General features: G+C 69.9%; 20 protein-coding genes and 2 pseudogenes. 11 read left to right on the forward strand and 11 right to left on the reverse strand.

Going from position 1 to position 17,362, the window contains the following annotated elements; genetic code table 11:
* Positions 1-19: 19 nt before the first annotated feature.
* Positions 20-281: pseudogene (locus tag P3L51_RS19710) on the reverse strand (transposase); the annotation flags it as partial.
* Here P3L51_RS19710 and P3L51_RS19715 point away from each other — a divergent pair.
* Positions 280-906, forward strand: a pseudogene (locus tag P3L51_RS19715) (site-specific integrase); the annotation flags it as partial. The pseudogenes P3L51_RS19710 and P3L51_RS19715 overlap by 2 nt on opposite strands.
* 7 nt (positions 907-913) lie before the next feature.
* Here P3L51_RS19715 and sodN read toward each other — a convergent pair.
* Positions 914-1,309 (reverse strand): superoxide dismutase, Ni, encoded by a 396-nt coding sequence (gene sodN / locus P3L51_RS19720; protein ID WP_055531247.1) that lies wholly within the window; start codon positions 1,307-1,309, stop codon positions 914-916.
* A gap of 150 nt (positions 1,310-1,459) precedes the next feature.
* On the opposite strand from sodN, the gene sodX reads away from it, so the two are divergent.
* The gene (gene sodX / locus P3L51_RS19725) at positions 1,460-1,879 is read left to right on the forward strand and encodes a nickel-type superoxide dismutase maturation protease (RefSeq protein ID WP_354606578.1); all 420 of its coding nucleotides are present in this window, start codon (positions 1,460-1,462) and stop codon (positions 1,877-1,879) included.
* Here sodX and P3L51_RS19730 read toward each other — a convergent pair.
* Positions 1,783-2,412: a CGNR zinc finger domain-containing protein gene (locus P3L51_RS19730; protein ID WP_354606579.1), complete on the reverse strand. Its 630-nt coding sequence runs from the start codon at positions 2,410-2,412 to the stop codon at positions 1,783-1,785. The two genes, sodX and P3L51_RS19730, sit on opposite strands and share 97 nt — an antisense overlap.
* An 80-nt stretch (positions 2,413-2,492) precedes the next feature.
* On the opposite strand from P3L51_RS19730, the gene P3L51_RS19735 reads away from it, so the two are divergent.
* Positions 2,493-3,311: a class I SAM-dependent methyltransferase gene (locus P3L51_RS19735; RefSeq protein ID WP_354606580.1), complete on the forward strand. Its 819-nt coding sequence runs from the start codon at positions 2,493-2,495 to the stop codon at positions 3,309-3,311.
* Between the two features lie 59 nt (positions 3,312-3,370).
* On the opposite strand, the gene P3L51_RS19740 is transcribed toward P3L51_RS19735, so the two are convergent.
* From P3L51_RS19740 to P3L51_RS19750, 3 genes are read right to left on the reverse strand one after another with little or no spacing between them, the layout of a single operon-like run.
* Positions 3,371-4,168 carry an amino acid ABC transporter ATP-binding protein gene (locus P3L51_RS19740; RefSeq protein WP_354606581.1) on the reverse strand — a complete coding sequence of 266 codons (798 nt, stop codon included), beginning with the start codon at positions 4,166-4,168 and terminating at the stop codon, positions 3,371-3,373.
* Positions 4,165-5,112, reverse strand: a complete 948-nt coding sequence (locus tag P3L51_RS19745; protein ID WP_354606582.1) for an amino acid ABC transporter permease — start codon at positions 5,110-5,112, stop codon at positions 4,165-4,167. Before P3L51_RS19745 ends, P3L51_RS19740 begins: the two co-directional genes overlap by 4 nt.
* A gap of 29 nt (positions 5,113-5,141) precedes the next feature.
* Positions 5,142-6,104, reverse strand: coding sequence for an ABC transporter substrate-binding protein (locus P3L51_RS19750; protein ID WP_354606583.1), 963 nt, complete (start codon positions 6,102-6,104; stop codon positions 5,142-5,144).
* 525 nt (positions 6,105-6,629) lie between these two features.
* Between P3L51_RS19750 and P3L51_RS19755 the strand changes: the two genes are divergently transcribed.
* Complete coding sequence (locus P3L51_RS19755) at positions 6,630-7,889, forward strand: NAD(P)-dependent malic enzyme (RefSeq protein WP_354606584.1); 1,260 nt, start codon at positions 6,630-6,632, stop codon at positions 7,887-7,889.
* Positions 7,890-8,067: 178 nt separating this feature from the next.
* On the opposite strand, the gene P3L51_RS19760 is transcribed toward P3L51_RS19755, so the two are convergent.
* Positions 8,068-8,907, reverse strand: a complete 840-nt coding sequence (locus P3L51_RS19760) for a helix-turn-helix transcriptional regulator (protein ID WP_354606585.1) — start codon at positions 8,905-8,907, stop codon at positions 8,068-8,070.
* 120 nt (positions 8,908-9,027) lie between these two features.
* Between P3L51_RS19760 and P3L51_RS19765 the strand changes: the two genes are divergently transcribed.
* From P3L51_RS19765 to P3L51_RS19790, 6 genes are all read left to right on the forward strand, one after another.
* The gene (locus P3L51_RS19765; RefSeq protein WP_354606586.1) at positions 9,028-10,089 is read left to right on the forward strand and encodes an aldo/keto reductase; all 1,062 of its coding nucleotides are present in this window, start codon (positions 9,028-9,030) and stop codon (positions 10,087-10,089) included.
* Between the two features lie 187 nt (positions 10,090-10,276).
* Positions 10,277-10,861 carry a phosphoesterase gene (locus P3L51_RS19770; protein WP_354606587.1) on the forward strand — a complete coding sequence of 195 codons (585 nt, stop codon included), beginning with the start codon at positions 10,277-10,279 and terminating at the stop codon, positions 10,859-10,861.
* Positions 10,858-12,414 carry an alkaline phosphatase D family protein gene (locus P3L51_RS19775; RefSeq protein ID WP_354606588.1) on the forward strand — a complete coding sequence of 519 codons (1,557 nt, stop codon included), beginning with the start codon at positions 10,858-10,860 and terminating at the stop codon, positions 12,412-12,414. Before P3L51_RS19770 ends, P3L51_RS19775 begins: the two co-directional genes overlap by 4 nt.
* A 76-nt stretch (positions 12,415-12,490) precedes the next feature.
* Entirely contained in the window at positions 12,491-13,453 is a 963-nt protein-coding gene (locus P3L51_RS19780) for a zinc-binding dehydrogenase (RefSeq protein WP_354606589.1), read from the forward strand.
* 73 nt (positions 13,454-13,526) lie between these two features.
* Entirely contained in the window at positions 13,527-13,736 is a 210-nt protein-coding gene (locus P3L51_RS19785) for a helix-turn-helix domain-containing protein (protein WP_069630502.1), read from the forward strand.
* Positions 13,736-14,287, forward strand: a complete 552-nt coding sequence (locus P3L51_RS19790; RefSeq protein ID WP_354606590.1) for a Clp protease N-terminal domain-containing protein — start codon at positions 13,736-13,738, stop codon at positions 14,285-14,287. Before P3L51_RS19785 ends, P3L51_RS19790 begins: the two co-directional genes overlap by 1 nt.
* 212 nt (positions 14,288-14,499) lie before the next feature.
* Here P3L51_RS19790 and P3L51_RS19795 read toward each other — a convergent pair whose 3' ends face one another.
* The 4 genes from P3L51_RS19795 to P3L51_RS19810 form a co-directional block, all read right to left on the reverse strand.
* A complete protein-coding gene (locus tag P3L51_RS19795; RefSeq protein ID WP_354606591.1) occupies positions 14,500-14,805 on the reverse strand; it encodes a hypothetical protein in 306 nt (101 codons plus the stop codon).
* Positions 14,806-14,863: 58 nt separating this feature from the next.
* Complete coding sequence (locus P3L51_RS19800; RefSeq protein ID WP_354606592.1) at positions 14,864-15,808, reverse strand: PadR family transcriptional regulator; 945 nt, start codon at positions 15,806-15,808, stop codon at positions 14,864-14,866.
* A 1-nt stretch (position 15,809) separates the two neighbouring features.
* Positions 15,810-16,694 (reverse strand): DUF4097 family beta strand repeat-containing protein, encoded by an 885-nt coding sequence (locus P3L51_RS19805; protein ID WP_354606593.1) that lies wholly within the window; start codon positions 16,692-16,694, stop codon positions 15,810-15,812.
* A 99-nt stretch (positions 16,695-16,793) separates the two neighbouring features.
* The gene (locus tag P3L51_RS19810) at positions 16,794-16,976 is read right to left on the reverse strand and encodes a DUF6104 family protein (RefSeq protein WP_019075209.1); all 183 of its coding nucleotides are present in this window, start codon (positions 16,974-16,976) and stop codon (positions 16,794-16,796) included.
* 76 nt (positions 16,977-17,052) lie between these two features.
* Between P3L51_RS19810 and P3L51_RS19815 the strand changes: the two genes are divergently transcribed.
* Positions 17,053-17,362: CU044_2847 family protein (locus tag P3L51_RS19815; RefSeq protein WP_354606594.1), on the forward strand; the 310-nt coding region annotated here is incomplete at its 3' end.

Consider the following 17,362-nt stretch of genomic DNA (forward strand, 5'->3'; position numbering starts at 1 on the left):
GAGCTTGGGTTGAGTGGGATCATCCCTTGCGGGCAAGGTTGTGCAGATGGGCGATGCCGAGCATCGCGTGGTGGACGCCTTCACCCTTCAACCAGCAGTCACGGAGGATCTTCCAGGCTTTCATTCGCGCAAAGACATGCTCGACGCGCGGCGCGGACCTGCTTGTGCGAGCGGTTGTGCTCCTGCTTCCAGACGGGCAGTTCCTCGCCCGCCCTCCGCCGATGGGGCATGACGACTCCAGTGCCGGGATAGCCGCCATCAGCGATGGTCATAACCTTGCCGTACCTACGCGCCGCGATCGTCGTCCTGGCCGGATCAGGCTTGCGCGTAGGCGAGTTGCTCGGGCTGAAGGTCTCGGACGTCGACTTCAAGCGCGGCACCGTTCGCGTCGAGCGTCAGCGCCTTCAGTCGGGGCTGATCGGTCCGCCGAAGACCGGCGAGTCCCGGCGTACGGTTCCGGTCGGCGAGGTCGTCACCGACGTACTGCTCGGGCATCTTGCCGCGCGGCCGTCGAAGGAATGGCTGTTCACGATGGAGGAGGGCGAGCCTCTCAACTACCGCCGTTGGAAGACTGAATGGAACTGCGCCCGTAAGGCGCTCCAGGCGGTGGAGAACGAGAGGGCCGAGCGCGAAGGGCGCAAGCCCGTCGGGCTGCCGCACATGGTGACCCACGATCTGCGGCACTTCTACGCCTCCGCGCTCATCGCGGGCGGGGCGAGCGTCAAGCAGGTCCAGCTGGTCCTGGGGCACGCGTCCGCCGTCATCACGCTGCGGATCTACGCGCATCTGTGGCCGGGAGAAGAAGACCGCACCCGGTCCGTGATGGACGCCGTTCTCGGCGGCCTGCGGACCGGGTGCGGACCGGTAGGCGACATGACCAGCGAAACCGCGGGTCAGACGGCCTAACCGCAGATCAAGCCTTCTTGGTCTCCCAGAAGATCTTGTCGATCTGGGCGATGTAGTCCAGCGCCTTCTGGCCCGTCGCCGGGTCCGTCGAGCCCTTCGCGGCCGACAGCGCCTTCAGGGCGTCGTTGACCAGCTGGTGCAGCTCCGGGTACTTCTCGAAGTGCGGGGGCTTGAAGTAGTCGCTCCACAGCACCGAGACGTGGTGCTTGGCGAGCTCGGCGCGCTGTTCCTTGATGACCGTGGCGCGGGCCTGGAAGTGCGCGTCGTCGTTGGCCGCCATCTTTTCCTGGACGGCCTTGACCGACTCGGCTTCGATGCGGGCCTGGGCGGGGTCGTACACGCCGCAGGGGAGGTCGCAGTGGGCGCTGACCTTCACCTTGGGGGCAAACAGGCGGGAGAGCATTGAGCCGTCCTTCCTCGTGATCGTCTTCTCAGGTGGGACATTACTCCGTGAGAAGCCGGATTTCGCGAGTGCCCCCTAGGGCTTAGGACAAAAGTCCGGGGTCGAAATGGGACTGGCGGCGGAACGTACCGTGGGACCGGGAGGTGCCGGATGACCGAGCACGGGCGCGAGCCGAGAGCGCTGTTGGGGATCGCGGAGGTGTCGGGACCGTCCATGTATCCCACCCTCAAGCAGGGCGATCAGCTGCTGGTGCACTACCACGCACCGGTCAGGGCCGGTGACATCGCCGTACTGAAACACCCGCTCCAGCAGGATCTGCTCATCGTGAAGCGACTGGTCGAGCGACGCGACGGCGGTTGGTGGGTGCTCGGGGACAATCCGGGCGCCGAGGGGGACAGTCGGGTGTTCGGCACCGTCCCCGGCGAGCTGGTGCTCGGCCGGGTCCGGGGCCGTTACCGGCCGCGCGCCGAGGATCAGCGGTCCGCGGCGGGCACGGTCGCGTGGGCCTTCTCCGCGCTGCGGCCCGTGCTGTCCGACCGCTCCGTCTCCAGGCGTTTGCGGGCCCGGTAGGCGGCCACGTTGGCGCGGGTCGCGCAGCGGTCCGAGCAGTAGCGGCGCGAGCGGTTGGTGGAGGTGTCGAGGTAGGCGTTGCGGCACGGCGCGGCCTGGCACAGGCCGAGCCGGTCCACGCCGTACTCCGTCAGGTGGAACGCCAGTCCCATCGCGGCGATCGCCGCGAAGCCGGCCGTCGCGTTCGACGGGTGCTCGGCCAGGTGCATGTGCCAGCGCGGGTGACCCTCGTCGTCGAGGAAGTCGTGGCCCGAGATCTGCGGGCTGACGGGGAATTCCAGCAGCAGCGAGTTCAGCAGGTCGACGGCGTGCGTCGCCTCGTCCCCGTCGGCCGCCGCGAAGATCGCCCGCAGCCGGCCCCGTACGGAACGGAAGCGGGTGACGTCCGCCTCGGTGGCGCGGCGCGACGCCTGGGTGGACGCGCCGAAGAGGGCGCGGACGGCTTCGACCGAGGTCAGCGTGTCCGTGCCGCGGGCCGGTTCCTCGGTGTTGACCAGGCGCACGGCGTAGTCCGAGTAAGAGGCCAGTTCCACTTGTAGTCCTTACGGCAGCGGTCTAGGGTCGGCGTAATAGCTGGTCTTGCGTACAGGGTATTACGGAGCGGAGGGTTCCGATGGTGGACACGGGCACGGGGACGGGTGTGGCGGCGGACGCGGGGGCCGCCGCGGGCGGGGTGCCCGCGCCCGGCCGGGCCGACTGGCGGGCCTGGCAGGACAGCTGGGACCGCCAGCAGGAGTGGTACATGCCCGACCGCGAGGAGCGCTTCCGGGTGATGCTCGACATGGTCGAGGCGCTGGTGGGCCCCGAACCGCGGGTGCTCGACCTCGCGTGCGGTACGGGCAGCATCACCGACCGGCTGCTCCAGCGGTTCCCGGCGGCCACCAGCACCGGCGTCGACCTCGACCCCGCGCTGCTCGCCATCGCCGGGGGTTACTTCTCCGGAGACACCCGCCTGACGCTGGTGCGGGCCGATCTGAAGGACCCCGACTGGACGGCGAAGCTGCCGTACGACTCGTACGACGCCGTCCTCACCGCCACCGCGCTGCACTGGCTGCACAGCGAACCGCTGGCCACGCTCTACGGACAGGTCGCCGGCCTCGTCAGGCCCGGCGGCGTCTTCATGAACGCCGACCACATGGCGGACCTGAGTACGCCTCGTATCAACGAGGCCGAACGCGCCCACCGGCACCGGGAGATGGACCGCGCCAAGGCCGAGGGCGCCCTCGACTGGGCCGACTGGTGGGACCTCGCCGGCAAGGACCCGGTGCTCGCGGGGCCGACCGCCGAGCGGTTCGCGATCTACGGCGAGCACGCGGACGGCGACACCCCCTCCGCCGAGTGGCACGCGAAGACGCTCACCGGCGCGGGCTTCGGCGAGGCGCGCGCGGTCTGGTCCTCACCGTCGGACTCCCTGATGCTCGCGCTGAAGTAGGCGGGACGCGGGAGGGGGGTTACGGGCCTGACGGCCCGTAACCCCCCTCGTTCCCGCGTCTACAGCACCTTCGACAGGAACGACTTCGTCCGTTCGTGCTGCGGATTCGTCAGGACCTCGCGCGGATGGCCCGACTCCACGACCACGCCGTCGTCCATGAACACCAGCGCGTCGCCCACCTCGCGGGCGAAGCCCATCTCGTGCGTCACGACGATCATCGTCATGCCGGACTCGGCGAGATCCCGCATCACGTCCAGGACATCGCCCACCAGCTCCGGGTCGAGCGCCGACGTCGGCTCGTCGAAGAGCATCAGCTTGGGCTCCATCGCCAGCGCGCGGGCGATCGCCACGCGCTGCTGCTGGCCGCCGGAGAGCTGGGACGGATAGCCGTCGGCCTTGTCCGCGAGCCCGACCCGGTCCAGCAGCTTCTCGGCCCGCTCCCTGGCCACGGCCTTCGTCTCACGGCGCACCTGCATCGGCGCTTCCATGATGTTCTCGATGGCCGTCATGTGCGGGAACAGGTTGAAGCGCTGGAAGACCATGCCGATGTCCCGGCGCTTCAGGGCGACTTCGGAGTCCCGCAGCTCGTACAGCTTGTCGCCCTTCTGGCGGTAGCCGACCAGCTCGCCGTCGACGTACAGCCGTCCGGCGTTGACCTGCTCCAGATGGTTGATGCACCGCAGGAAGGTCGACTTGCCGGAGCCGGAGGGCCCGATCAGACAGAAGACCTCGCGCGGCGCGACCTCCAGGTCGATGCCCTTGAGCACGTGCGCGGCGCCGAACGACTTGTGTACGGCCTCGGCCTTCACCATCGCGGTCCCGGTCGCGCCGTTCGTCGTCTTCGCGATGGCGGTCATGCGGTGCCTCCGTTCGGGCGGCCCAGGGACAGCAGATTGGCCTTGATCTTCTGCATCGGGGTCTGCGGCAGGGTGCGCAGCGAGCCGCGCGCGTAGTGCCGCTCCAGGTAGTACTGGCCGATGCTCAGGACCGAGGTCATGAGCAGATACCAGGCGGCGGCGAGGAACAGCATCTCGACCGGGGCGCCGGACGTCTGTCCGATGTCCTGCGCGTATCTCAGCAACTCGTAGAACTGCACGGTCGCCACCAGGGACGTCGTCTTCAACATGTTGATGACTTCGTTGCCGGTCGGCGGCACGATCACCCGCATCGCCTGCGGGATCACGACGCGGCGCAGCGTCTTGGAGTGGCTCATGCCCAGCGCGTGGGACGCCTCCGTCTGCCCCTCGTCCACCGAGAGCAGACCGGCGCGGCAGATCTCCGCCATGTACGCGGCCTCGTTGAGGCCGAGGCCGAGCAGCGCCGTCAGGAACGGCGTCATGAAGCTGGCCCAGTAGTCCTTGTAGATCGGCCCGAGGTTGATGTACTCGAAGACCAGGCCCAGGTTGAACCAGACCATGAGCTGGACGAGGACCGGCGTACCGCGGAAGAACCAGATGTACGACCACGCGATGGACGACATCACCGGGTTCTTCGACAGCCGCATCACCGCCAGCACGATGCCGCCGATCACGCCGATGGCCATCGACAGGACGGTGAGGATCATCGTCTGGCCGACACCCTTGAGGATGCGGTCGTCGAAGAAGTAGTCCGGTACGGCGCCCCAGTTGATCTTTCCCTGGGAGAACGCGTAGATGATCGTCGCGAGCAGCGCGACAGCGACGACCGCGCTCACGTACCGCCCGAAGTGCCGGACCGGAACGGCCTTGATGGCCTCCGACCCGGCGGGTCCCGCCGGTGGCGCGGCGGAGGGGCCGTCCGACTTCGTGATGTCAACAGACACGGATGCTGCCTTTCGGAGCCGGGCGCGGATCAGGTGCCGGAGTTGATCGAGGCTTCCTTGACCGCGCCGGCGTCGACGCCCCACTTCGCGATGATCTTGTCGTACTCGCCGTTCTTGATGATCGCGTCGAGCGCGGCCTGGAGAGCCTTGCTCAGCTCGTCGTTGCCCTTGGCGACCGCGATGCCGTACGGGGCGGCCTCGATCTGATCGCCGACGAGCTGGAAGTCGTTGCCGCCGCCCGAGGTCTTCACCGCGTACGCCGCGACCGGGAAGTCCGACGAACCGGCGTCGGCGCCGCCGGCGCGCAGCCGCGTCTGGGCCTGCTGGTCGTTGTCGAACGCCTCGATCCCGATGGCCTTCTTGCCACCGTCCGTACACTTCGTCGACTCGGCCTTGGCCAGGTCGTGCGAGACGGTGCCGCGCTGGACGACCATCTTCTTGCCGCACAGGTCCGACCAGGCGGCGATGCCCTTGTCGTCGCCCTTCTTGGTGTAGATCGAGACACCGGCGGTGAAGTAGTCGACGAAGTCGACACCCTCGCCGACCTTCTTGCCCGTCTCGGAGTCCACGCCGTCCTGGCGCGCCTTGGTGTCGGTCATGGCCGACATGGCTATGTCGTAGCGCTTGGAGCGCAGACCCGTGAGCAGCGTGTCGAACGTGCCGTTCTCGAACTCGAACTTCACGCCGAGCTGCTTGCCGAGCGCGTCGGCGATGTCGGGGTCGATACCGACGGTCTTGCCCGCGTCGTCCTTGAACTCGACCGGCGGGTACGCGATGTCGGAGCCCACCTTGATGACGCCCTTGTCCGCGATCGCCTTCGGCAGCTGATCGGCCAGAGGGGCACTCTTCGTGGTCGCGGGGGAGTCCTTCTTCCCGCTGTCGGTCTGGTCGCCGCAGGCGGTCAGCAGCAGAGTGCCGGCGACCGCGATCGCGCCGACCGCGGCGAGGCGGGACTTACCGGCGGTGGTACGACTGGTGAAGCTGGCGGTCATGATGAGGATCCTCCGGCGGACGAGGGAATTGCCACGCGGTGGGCACGCGCCATCGAGTGTCGCGACCGTGTGCGATTGATTAGGGCATCTTGCCATTCGGACTGGTCCGTTCAGGAGCCTCTTCATGTCAAAATCGGATAACGGGTGACCCCCGTGTCCCAGCGGGCCGACAGACCAAGACCGGACCATCTGCTGGTGAGCCTTCTACCGGCCGGACAATCTCCGGTCCGTCATCCCCCTCCTGGTGGTTTCGTGTCGTGCGGCGGAAGTGTCCTGAAACTCCGCTATGAGTCATGTCACCGCTTGTAGAAGGAGTCGTGGACGTCCGGCCCGTCCGGTATGAAGGACAGCTACACCCCTCATCCGGGGCTCAGGGCGCGTGTGCGGCGCGCCCGCGCGTGCATACCTCCTCCTGTTCGGCGCTCCAACCGCCGATAACAGGTCTCGTACGCGGTGCCCGCCCACCCCTCCGTAACCCAGGAGTGGACACCCTCAACTGATGAAGAGACTTAAGGGGTCAAGAACATGGCAGCGGAGATCGTGAATCCTCGCAGTGAGAGCGAAAGCGAAAGCGTCGGTGATGTCGCGAGTGACCTCGCGGGTGACGTCGCGGGTGACCTCGCCACCGACGAGCCCTTCGATCCGGCGTTCGCGCTGCACCGCGGCGGGAAGATGGCCATCCGGTCCACCGTGCCCGTCCGGGACAAGGACGACTTGTCCCTCGCCTACACGCCCGGTGTCGCCAAGGTGTGCACGGCGATCGCCGAGAACCCGGAGCTGGTCCACGACTACACCTGGAAGTCGCAGGTCGTCGCCGTCGTGACGGACGGGACCGCGGTCCTCGGTCTCGGCGACATCGGCCCGGAGGCCTCGCTCCCCGTGATGGAGGGCAAGGCGATCCTGTTCAAGCAGTTCGGCGGCGTCGACGCGGTGCCGCTGGCGCTCGCCACGACCGACACCGACGAGATCATCGACACCGTCGTGCGGCTCGCGCCGTCCTTCGGCGGGGTCAACCTGGAGGACATCTCGGCGCCCCGCTGCTTCGAGATCGAGCGCAGGCTCCAGGAGCGGCTCGACATCCCCGTCTTCCACGACGACCAGCACGGCACGGCCGTCGTGACGCTCGCCGCCCTGCGCAACGCCGCGAAGCTCACCGGGCGCACGCTCGGCGACCTGCGCGCCGTCATCTCCGGGGCGGGCGCGGCGGGGGTCGCCATCGCGAAGTTCCTGCTGGCGGCGGGGATCGGCGATGTGTCGGTCGCGGACCGCAAGGGCATCGTCAGCCCCGACCGCGACGACCTGACGGACGTCAAGCGCGAGCTGGCCGAGATCACGAACCGCGCGGGTCTCTCCGGCTCGCTGGAGGCCGCACTCGCGGGCGCGGACGTCTTCATCGGCGTGTCCGGGGGTACGGTCCCGGAGCCGGCGATCGCGTCGATGGCCCCGGAGGCGTTCGTCTTCGCCATGGCCAACCCGACCCCGGAGGTCCACCCGGACATCGCGCACCAGTACGCGTCGGTCGTGGCGACGGGCCGCAGCGACTACCCGAACCAGATCAACAACGTGCTGGCGTTCCCCGGGATCTTCGCGGGCGCGCTCCAGGTGCGGGCGTCGCGCATCACGGAGGGCATGAAGATCGCGGCGGCCAACGCGCTGGCCGACGTGGTCGGCGACGAACTGTCGGCGGACTACGTGATCCCGTCCCCGTTCGACGAGCGGGTGGCCCCGGCGGTGACGTCGGCGGTCGCCGCGGCGGCACGGTCGGAGGGGGTCGCGCGGCGTTAGCCGTTCGGTAGCTGTCGCGGGGCCGCCTTCCCCGGTGGGGGCGGCCCCGCGGTGCGACCACGCCGGAACGGCCGACCGAACCGGACCAGCCGGCCGAACAGGGACAGCGGGTCGAACAGGGACAGCGGGTCGAACCGGAACAGCGGCCCGGCTCAGCGTGCGCCTGGACGCTTCGGTGTCACCGCGCGCACAGCCGGCGCAGCGCCGACCGGCTCTCGTCGTCCGTGGGCCGGTAGATCACCAACCGCTGGTCCGGATCCGGCAGCGGCGTCAGCACCTCGAAATCCACCGTGATCGTACCGACGTCGGGATGCCGCATCTCCTTGCGCCCGCGGCCGTTCACGGTGATGTCCCGCTCGTTCCAGAACCGCGCGAACTCCTCGTCGTGGGCGGTGAATTCGTTGATGAGGTCGGTCAGCGCCCGATCGTCCGGATGCGCGGCCCACGCGGCGCGCAGGTGCGCGATTCCCTCCCGTACGACGCGTTCGCGGTCGACGTAGAACTCGCGCATCCGCGGATGCATCAGACACAGCCACATCGAATTGCGCCGCGCCGGCGGCAGGGTGTCGAAATCCACCAGCAGCCTCGCCATTTCGGTGTTCCAGGCCAGGATGTCGTAACGGTGGTTCATCAGCATCGCCGGCAGCGGCGACAGATCGGCGACCAGCCGGGCCAGTGGCGGCGCCGCGGTGGTGGCGGGTTCCTCGGCGTTACGGGGACGCTGCTGGGCCAGGTTGAACAGGTAGGCGCGTTCGCCGGGGGCCAGGCGCAGCGCCCGTGCCAGCGCCTCCACCACGTTCGCCGAAGGCCGCAGCCCGCGGCCCTGTTCCAGCCGCACGATGTAGTCGATGCTGATCCCGGCCAGTTCGGCGACCTCTTCGCGGCGCAGTCCCGGGGTCCGCCGGGCCCGCCGGCGCGGCGGCAGACCGAAATCGCGCGGGTCCAGCTGCTCGCGGCGGGTGCGCAGGAAGGCGGCCAGCTCCCGCGTCGCGTCCACGGTGCTCACGGTGACGGTCATCCCCTTCGATGCTACAGCGAGGGTAGGACCGGCCTTCCCAGGAACTTCTTTCCCTTATCCCCGGCTCGCGGTGGTCACAGGCTTGTCCCCGGCAACGGATCACAAGCACAGGAGGACACGATGTCCCTCACTCTCGACACCTACCGGCTGCTGGGCCGATCCGGGCTGCGGGTCTCGCCGCTGGCCCTCGGCGCGGCGACCTTCGGCACCGAATGGGGCTGGGGCGCAGAGCAGGACGACGCGCGCAAACTCTTCGACCTCTACACCGGGCGCGGCGGCAATTTCATCGACACCGCCAGTACCTACACCAACGGCAGCTCCGAGCGCCTGCTGGGCGAATTCACCCGCGACAACCGGGAAAGCCTGGTGCTGGCGACGAAGTACTCGACGCTGAGCCGGCCCGGCGACCCCAATTCCGGGGGCAGTCACCGCAAGGCCATGTTCGACTCGGTGGAGACGAGTCTGCGCCGGCTGAACACGGATTACCTCGATCTGCTCTACCTGCACGTGTGGGACTTCACGACGCCGGTCGAGGAGATCCTGCGGGGGATGGACGACCTGGTCCGCCAGGGCAAGGTCCTGTACGTGGCGATCTCCACCGCCCCGGCCTGGCAGGTGTCGCGCATGCAGGCCATCGCCGACCTGCGCGGCTGGTCACCGCTGGTCGCGCTACAGGTCGAGTACAACCTGATCGAGCGCACCGGGGAACGTGACCTGATCCCCATGGCGCGCGAGATGGGGCTGGGCGTGGTCCCGTTCTCACCGCTGGCCGGCGGGGTGCTCACCGGCAAGTACGGCCGGGCCGACCTGACAGCGACGGAGGCCGCCGCAGACGGCACCCGCAAGGGCTTCAACATCGCCAACGGCGCGCTCACCGAACGCAACCTCGCCAGGGCGGACGTCGTGCGGGAGGTCGCCACGGAGCTGGGCCGGACACCCGGCCAGGTCGGGCTGGCCTGGACCCTGCGGAACCCGGGCGTGACGGCATCGATCATCGGCGCCCGCACCCCGGCGCAACTGGAGGACAACCTGGGCGCCCTGGAGGTCGAGTTCACCACCGCCCAACTGGCCCGCCTCGACCAGGCAGGCGCGATCGAGCCGGGACTCCCGCACGACCTCCTCGCCAGTGACAGGGGCCGCGCGTTCAACAGCGGCGACCTGAAGATCCAACCCCGCCGCTGACACCCGGCCCCCGCCGCTGACATCCGGAGACAGCCGCTGACACCCGGAGGCATCCGACCGAGTGCCGGGCCCCGCCGTCTCCGTCGGCCCGCGCCCGGGCACCGGTAACCGCAACCCAACCAACCCCGCGCATTCACCCACGCCTGGTGAGATCCTCGCGCCAACCATCCTTGAACAGGAGGCGCTTGTGAATCTGCTTGTCAACGGTGACGCCGAGAAGGGGTCCGGAGGGACCGCCGAGCCCGTCGGGCGGGTTGTCGGGTGGGGCGTGCGGCAGGGGGCGCCCGCGCTCGTCGGGTACGACGTCGGCGGGGGGTATCCCACGCCCGACGACCCCGGACCGGGCGGCGGCGCGGCCGGGGGACGGTTCTTCTCCGGGGGGAACAGTCCCCTCACCACGCTCGTCCAGGAGGTGGCCCTCCCCGGCTCCGGCTCCACCGGGCACCGTGCCGTCGACGCCGGGCGGGTCCGGTACGTGCTGAGCGGCTGGCTCGGCGGGTACGCCGGGCAGGAGGACGGGGTCAGGCTGTCCGTCGAGTTCCGGGACCGGACCGGGACCCCGCTCGCGCTCTCCGTCCTCGGACCCGTCACCGCCGGTGAACGCGGCCACGCCACCGCCCTGTTGGAGCGCCGCGCCGAGGCCGCCGTACCGCCGGGCGCCCGATCCGCCCGCGTACAGCTCTCGTTCACCCGCACCGGCGCGGGCACCTCCAACGACGGCTACGCCGACGAGGTCTCACTCCGGCTGACAACGACGGGAAGGCACTCGTGACCCTCAACAGACGTGATCTGCTCAAGGCCGCCGGCGTCGCGGGCGCGCTCAACGTGGTCTGGCCCCTGACCGCCGGGCTCTCGCCCGCCCAGGCCCGCGAGGCCGCGGAGGCGCTCGGTTCGACGTACGACAAGGCGCCGTTCACGCTCGGCGTCGGGTCCGGCGACCCGCAGCCCACCAGCGTCGTGCTGTGGACGCGGCTCGCGCCCGAGCCGTTCGCCGAGCCGGGCGAGCAGCCGCTCGACGAGGTCGTCGACGTCCGCTGGGTCGTCGCCGAGGACCGCGGCCTGCGCCGCGTCGTCGCGCGCGGCACCGTCCCCGCGTCCGCGACGCTCGCGCACAGCGTGCACGTGCCGGTCGGCGGCCTGCGCCCCGGCCGTACGTACTGGTACGCCTTCACCGCGCTCGGCCGGACCAGCCGACTGGGCCGGACCCGTACCGCGCCCGCCGGCCATGTCCGCAGCGCCCGCTTCGCCACCGCCAACTGCCAGAACTACCCGCAGGGCCACTACGCCGCGCTGGCCGGGATCGCCCGTGAGGACCTTGACTTCGTCATCCACCTCGGCGACTACATATACGAGCACGGCCCCGAGGGCAGCGACATCCGGGACCACGACGGCCCGGCCATCTACACGCTGCACGACTACCGCAAGCGCCACGCCCTCTACAAGGGCGACCCGTCGCTGCGCGCCGCGCACGCCGCGCACCCGTGGTTCCTGACCTGGGACGACCACGAGGTCGTGAACGACTACAGCGGTACGGGGGGCGGCGCACCGTTCATGGGGCGCCGGGCCGCCGCGTACCAGGCGTGGTACGAGCACCTGCCGCACCGCGGCGCCGGCGACTCCGTCCTGCCGGACATCGACATCCACCGGGTGCGCCGCTGGGGCGACCTGCTGGAGCTGGCCGTGCTCGATCTGCGGCAGTACCGCTCCGCGCAGAACCTGCCCGGCGGCACCATCCTGGGCGCCGACCAGAAGGCCTGGTTGAAGAGGACCGTCGACCGCGCGCCCGACAGCTGGCACATCTGGGCCAACTCGATCATGCTCAGCCAGCTGCGGGGCCGCCCCGGTGGCGGCTACATGTTCACCGACCAGTGGGACGGCTTCCTCGGCGAGCGTAAGGAGGTGCTGGAGCATGTGCGCACCAGCGGCCTCGAAGACCTCGTGGTCCTCACCGGTGACTGGCACTCCGCGTTCGTCGACGACATCCGGCCGGACTACGACAACACCGAATCGCCGGTCCTGGGAACGGAGTTCACGGCGCACTCGGTGAGTTCCAGCGCGTACGACGCGCAGTGGAACGCCGCCAACGGGCCGCTGATGGGCGCGGCCAACCCGCACCTTCAGTACTTCGAGGGGAACCGGTACGGCTACGACGTGTACGAGGTCACGCCGGAACGATTCAGCACCCATATGCGCGTCATCGGGGACCGCCGCGACCCGGCCTCGCCCGTCTCCACCCTGACCACCTTCCACGTGGACCGGGGCACGGCGGGCGCGTACGAGGACCCGGCGACGAAGTCGTCGCCCGCGCAGTACCGCAGGGACTGAGACCGGACGGGGGCGGGACCCGACTCACACGCCGGTGTGGTTCCACGGGTCCCGCCCCCGCCCTAGGGTCGGGGTCATGTTCGCCGCCTACGCAGCCCGCATCGACCGCGACCAGCCCCTCAACGGCCTTGAGCTGGGCGAACGCCCGGCTCCCGAGCCGCGCCCCGGCTGGTCCACCGTGACCGTCAAGGCCGCCTCACTCAACCATCACGACCTCTGGACCCTGCGCGGAGTGGGGTTCTCGGAGGACCAGTTGCCCATGATCCTCGGCTGCGACGCCGCCGGGATCGACGAGGACGGCAACGAGGTCGTCATCCACTCCGTCATCGGCCAGACCGGCCACGGCGTCGGTCCCCGCGAGCCCCGCTCACTGCTCACCGAGCGCTACCAGGGCACGTTCGCCGAGCAGGTCGCCGTCCCCACCTGGAATCTGCTGCCCAAGCCCGCCGAGCTGACCTTCGAGCAGGCCGCCTGTCTGCCGACGTCCTGGCTGACCGCGTACCGGATGCTGTTCACCAACGCCGGTGTACGGCCCGGGGATTCCGTCCTCGTGCAGGGCGCGGGCGGCGGTGTCGCGACCGCGGCGATCGTCCTCGGGAAGGCCGCGGGGCTGCGGGTGTACGCCACCAGCCGCGACGAGGCGAAGCGCGAGCGCGCCGTCGAACTGGGCGCCACCGACGCGTTCGAGCCGGGCGCGCGGCTGCCGCACCGCGTGGACGCGGTCATCGAGACGGTCGGCGCCGCGACCTGGTCGCACTCGATCAAGTCCCTGCGGCCCGGCGGCACTCTGGTGATCTCCGGCGCCACCAGCGGCGACCGGCCCTCGCACGCCGAGCTGACCCGGGTCTTCTTCCTGGAGCTGAGGATCGTCGGCTCGACGATGGGCAGCAAGGACGAACTGGAGGACCTGCTGGCCTTCTGTACGGCGACGGGCATCCGCCCCGTGATCGACGACGTCCTGCCGCTGGACCGGGCCCGCGAGGGCTTCGAGCGGATGGCGGCGGGCGATCTGTTCGGCAAGATCGTGCTGACCGGCTGACCGGCTGACCCGCTGACCCACTGTTTGTCAATTTTGGTTGACGCGGCTGTGGTGTCAACGTAAGTTGACAGTCATGACCGATGCAACGGATCTCGCCGAGCGGGCGGGCGACCGCGACCCCCGCGTCGGGCTGAGGGCGGTCGCCGCGCTGCGGCGGCTGCTCGAACAGCTCGAAGCCGTCCAGGTGCGCAGCGCCCGAAACCAGGGCTGGTCGTGGCAGGAGATCGCGGCCCAGCTCGGTGTCAGCAGGCAGGCGGTACACAAGAAGTACGGGAGGCAGTGATGTTCGAACGGTTCACGAAGGGCGCGCGCGCCGTGGTGACGGGCGCCGTCACCCAGGCCGAACGCACGGCGTCGCCCCAGGTCACCGACGAGCACATGCTGCTCGCACTGCTCGAATCGGAGGGGACGCGCTCGGCATTCGCCTTCGCCTCGCTCGGCATTCTGGACCGGCGCGCCTCGGTGGAGGCGGGACTGGCCGACGCGCGCCGGCGGGGCGGTATGTCGCACGCCGACGAGGCGGCGCTCGCCGAGATCGGGATCGACGTGGCGCAGATCGTCTCGAAGGTCGAGGAGACGCACGGCGCGGGCGCGATGGGGGTGGGCGGGAGTGCGAAGCGGGGCTGGACGTCCCACAGGAAGTTCACACCGGCCGCGAAGAAGACGCTGGAGCAGTCCCTGCGGGTCGCGCTGGGCCGCGGCGACAAGGAGATCACCGACGGCCACATCCTGCTGGCGCTGACGGCCCGGCCGGGGGTGGTGTCGGACGTGCTCGCGGATCATGGAGGGACGTACGGGGCGGTGGAGCGGGCGCTGTTCGGGGAGCGGCGGTAGTCCGGTTGCTGTTTCGTTGCCGGGGGCGGGGTGCGGGTCCTTCGGAGGGGTATGTCCGGACGGCGTGACTCAACACCGCGTGCAAGGCTCGTTGGACCCGATGTGGCCTCCCTGTTCACGCGGCACAAGTCGGCCTGAGTGTCCGAACACACCCCTCCCGCGGCCCCGCTCCCCTCACGCCGCCACGTGGCGCTGTTCGAAACCCCGGCCCCTCAGCGCCAGTCGCCCGTCACCCAGGCCACCAGGCGAGGGCGGGACGTCGTATCGCACGGCACGATCGAGGAGGTGTCGAAGACCTCGGCGGTGGCGACCCGCCCGACCGTCTTGGCTGTCACACGGAGGTCGCCGACGACATCGCCGGGCTCGTTGATCGTCTCGTCCCTCTCGAACGCCGTTATCGGTTCGGGGTCGCCGCAGCCGACGTTGCCAAGAGGCTGACCGAGGTACCAGCCGCCGACGAAGACGGCGTACAGGACGGCGGTGGCGCCCAGACGGCGCGAGGTTATCCAGATGGGCACGCGAGAAGTCTTCCACGCCGTCGAGGGAGTTTGGCGGGGAACGTCGGAGGCGTGCCCCTTACGCCGGAGGCTTCCGCAGCAGCGCGCCGATGTGGGCCGCCGCCGTTGACAAGTGGTGGCGGGCCTCCGTCAGTTGGGTTTCCGTCACGCCGTGGTCGCGGGCCGTGTCGCGGACGTCGTCGCGGAAACGGTCCAGCAGGCGGTCCAGGTCGCGGGCCGGGTCGCCCGTCGTGGGGGTGTCCTCTCCCCAGGCCGGGTCCGTGTCCGGTTTGGTGTACGGGGGCCAGGCGGAGCCCTTCGCCAGGCCACCGAGGTGCGTCGAGAGCTCGGACAGGCCCTCCCGTACCCCGGTCGGCCAGTCGCCGCGCGAGAAGTGACCCTGGACCTGGTCCTGGACCTGCTTGGCGATGCGCAGCATCTCCTCGCGCGCCGTCTCCTGCGCCTCCTTGGCCTGGCGGCGCGCCTGTTGTGCGTCCTCACGCGCCCGGCGTGACTCGTCCTTCGCCCGGCGTGCCTGTTCCTTCCACTCCTGCTTCGCGCGGCGCAGCTCCTCCTTCGCCGCGCGCCAGGACTCGCCGTCCCCCGGTGTGGGCTCCCCGTCGGCGGTCCCGCCGGCCGACGCGGACGCCGCCGCCGCGCGCATCTCGTTGCGCAGCCGGCCCGCCGCGCCCCGTACGTCGTCGCGGATCTCCGCGGCGAGTTCGGAGACGGACTCGCGGATCTCCAGCTCCAGGTCGGCCAGTTCACCGCTGCGGCCCGCCAACTCCTCGCGGCCCGCCTCCGTGATCGAGTAGACCTTGCGGCCCCCCTCGGTGGCGTGGGTGACCAGGCCCTCGGCCTCCAGTTTGGACAGCCGTGGGTAGACCGTGCCGGCGGAGGGCGCGTACAGGCCCTGGAAGCGCTCCTCAAGCAGCCGGATCACCTCGTAGCCGTGACGCGGTGCCTCGTCGAGCAGTTTGAGCAGGTAGAGGCGGAGGCGGCCGTGGGCGAAGACCGGGGGCATGTCAGAGCTCCTTCTTGGCGGGGGGAGACGAGGGGGCGGCGTCGTACGGGTCTTCCGCCGGTGGCCTGCGGAGCAGGGCGATCGAGCCGGACACCGTGATCGCCTTGAGCTGCCCCGTACCCGCCCCGAGCGTGCCGGTGATCTTCTTCGCGCCCCACTGTCCGCCGACGCGCAGGTCGTCGAACGCGTTGGAGACCGAACCGCTCGCCGTGTTCGCCTCGACCTTCGCGTCCGTCGGGTGCGGCAGCCGGATGGCCACCTCGCCCGAGACCGTGTTGACCTTGATGTCGGTGGGTTTGCCGGCGGGTTCGAGGTCGATGACCATGTCGCCGCTGACGGTGTCCGCCCGTACGGACGATCCCGCGCAGTCGATGACGGTCAGATCGCCCGAGACCGAGCTGAAGCGCAGGTCGCCGGTGACGGCCTGGGCCTCCACGTTCCCGGTGACGGTCTCCGCGCTGACCCGGCCGGCCAGGCCGACGAGGGTGGTGTCACCGTTCACGCCGCGCACGTCCGTACGCCCCTTGATCCCGGAGATCACGGCACCCGCCCCGACGACACCGACCTCGACGCTCGCCCCCGCCGGGACCGTGAGGGAGACGACGGCGCGGCGCCGGTGGCCCTTGCTGTCGAGCCACTTGAGGAAGTTCTGCCAGGGGAGGTCCCGGTAGGCGATGGTGAGCGTGTCGCCCGCGCGGGTCACGATCAGGGGCGGGCCGTGGATCTCGGAGACCTCCAGGCGCGTGCCGCCCTGCTCGGCCAGCACGGTCTCGTCGATGCCGACGACGTTGACCGTGCCGTTCACGATGCGCACGCTGAGCGCCGTCACCGGGTCGCCGAAAGTGAGCTTCTCCGGCTCACTGACTTCCCACGTCGACTCTGCCATGGTGCTGACTCCCCTGTGGCCGGCCACGACGCAACATATCGCGTCTCTTACGGGACACGATATATCGTGGATGGAGGAAGTCAAGACCTATCGCGATGGCTACTCGTCGTCGTCCTCGTCGTCGAGACGGGCGAGCCACGTAGCCAGGCGCTCCACCGGAACCTCGAAGTCCGGGTTGAGATCGACGAACGTACGCAGCTGCTCGGCCAGCCACTCGAAGGTGACCTCCTCCTCGCCGCGCCGCTTCTCCAGTTCCTCGATCCCGCGATCAGTGAAGTACATGCGATCAGCGTAACCACCTGGTGGGGAGGGGAGGTATCGCACACCGGATCGGTCGGGAACGAGGGGAGCGGTGGCGTTGGATCACGACGTACAGGAGGTGGTCCTGCCCGGTGGGCAGGTCATCCTCGCCAGGGTCAGCGTGCTGCGGCCGGACGAGTCGGAGTTCCAGGACGTCGGGGCCGTCGACCGGCTCCGGTCGGGCGTCGCCCGCGTCAACGAGGTGATCGCCGCGGTCGGCGCGACCGTGATGGACGCGGCGCGGGCGGCGGGACCGAGCGAGGTCAGCGCCACGTTCGGCATCGAACTGGCGGTCAAGCCGGGCGCCGGAGTGGCCGCCGTCCTGGCCGACGGGGAGGCCAAGGCGTCCATCTCCGTCACCCTCACCT

Source organism: Streptomyces panacea, from assembly GCF_040560175.1.
In the GTDB taxonomy this organism is placed as follows: domain Bacteria; phylum Actinomycetota; class Actinomycetes; order Streptomycetales; family Streptomycetaceae; genus Streptomyces; species Streptomyces panacea.

Excerpts from the sequence above, each read along its gene's own strand:
- sodN (WP_055531247.1), bottom strand. The coding sequence starts at position 1,309 with ATGCTCTCCCGCCTGTTTGCCCCCAAGGTGAAGGTCAGCGCCCACTGC.
- sodX (WP_354606578.1), top strand. The coding sequence starts at position 1,460 with ATGACCGAGCACGGGCGCGAGCCGAGAGCGCTGTTGGGGATCGCGGAG.
- P3L51_RS19735 (WP_354606580.1), top strand. The coding sequence starts at position 2,493 with ATGGTGGACACGGGCACGGGGACGGGTGTGGCGGCGGACGCGGGGGCC.
- P3L51_RS19740 (WP_354606581.1), bottom strand. The coding sequence starts at position 4,168 with ATGACCGCCATCGCGAAGACGACGAACGGCGCGACCGGGACCGCGATG.
- P3L51_RS19750 (WP_354606583.1), bottom strand. The coding sequence starts at position 6,104 with ATGACCGCCAGCTTCACCAGTCGTACCACCGCCGGTAAGTCCCGCCTC.
- P3L51_RS19755 (WP_354606584.1), top strand. The coding sequence starts at position 6,630 with ATGGCAGCGGAGATCGTGAATCCTCGCAGTGAGAGCGAAAGCGAAAGC.
- P3L51_RS19760 (WP_354606585.1), bottom strand. The coding sequence starts at position 8,907 with ATGACCGTCACCGTGAGCACCGTGGACGCGACGCGGGAGCTGGCCGCC.
- P3L51_RS19765 (WP_354606586.1), top strand. The coding sequence starts at position 9,028 with ATGTCCCTCACTCTCGACACCTACCGGCTGCTGGGCCGATCCGGGCTG.
- P3L51_RS19780 (WP_354606589.1), top strand. The coding sequence starts at position 12,491 with ATGTTCGCCGCCTACGCAGCCCGCATCGACCGCGACCAGCCCCTCAAC.
- P3L51_RS19785 (WP_069630502.1), top strand. The coding sequence starts at position 13,527 with ATGACCGATGCAACGGATCTCGCCGAGCGGGCGGGCGACCGCGACCCC.
- P3L51_RS19790 (WP_354606590.1), top strand. The coding sequence starts at position 13,736 with ATGTTCGAACGGTTCACGAAGGGCGCGCGCGCCGTGGTGACGGGCGCC.
- P3L51_RS19800 (WP_354606592.1), bottom strand. The coding sequence starts at position 15,808 with ATGCCCCCGGTCTTCGCCCACGGCCGCCTCCGCCTCTACCTGCTCAAA.
- P3L51_RS19805 (WP_354606593.1), bottom strand. The coding sequence starts at position 16,694 with ATGGCAGAGTCGACGTGGGAAGTCAGTGAGCCGGAGAAGCTCACTTTC.
- P3L51_RS19810 (WP_019075209.1), bottom strand. The coding sequence starts at position 16,976 with ATGTACTTCACTGATCGCGGGATCGAGGAACTGGAGAAGCGGCGCGGC.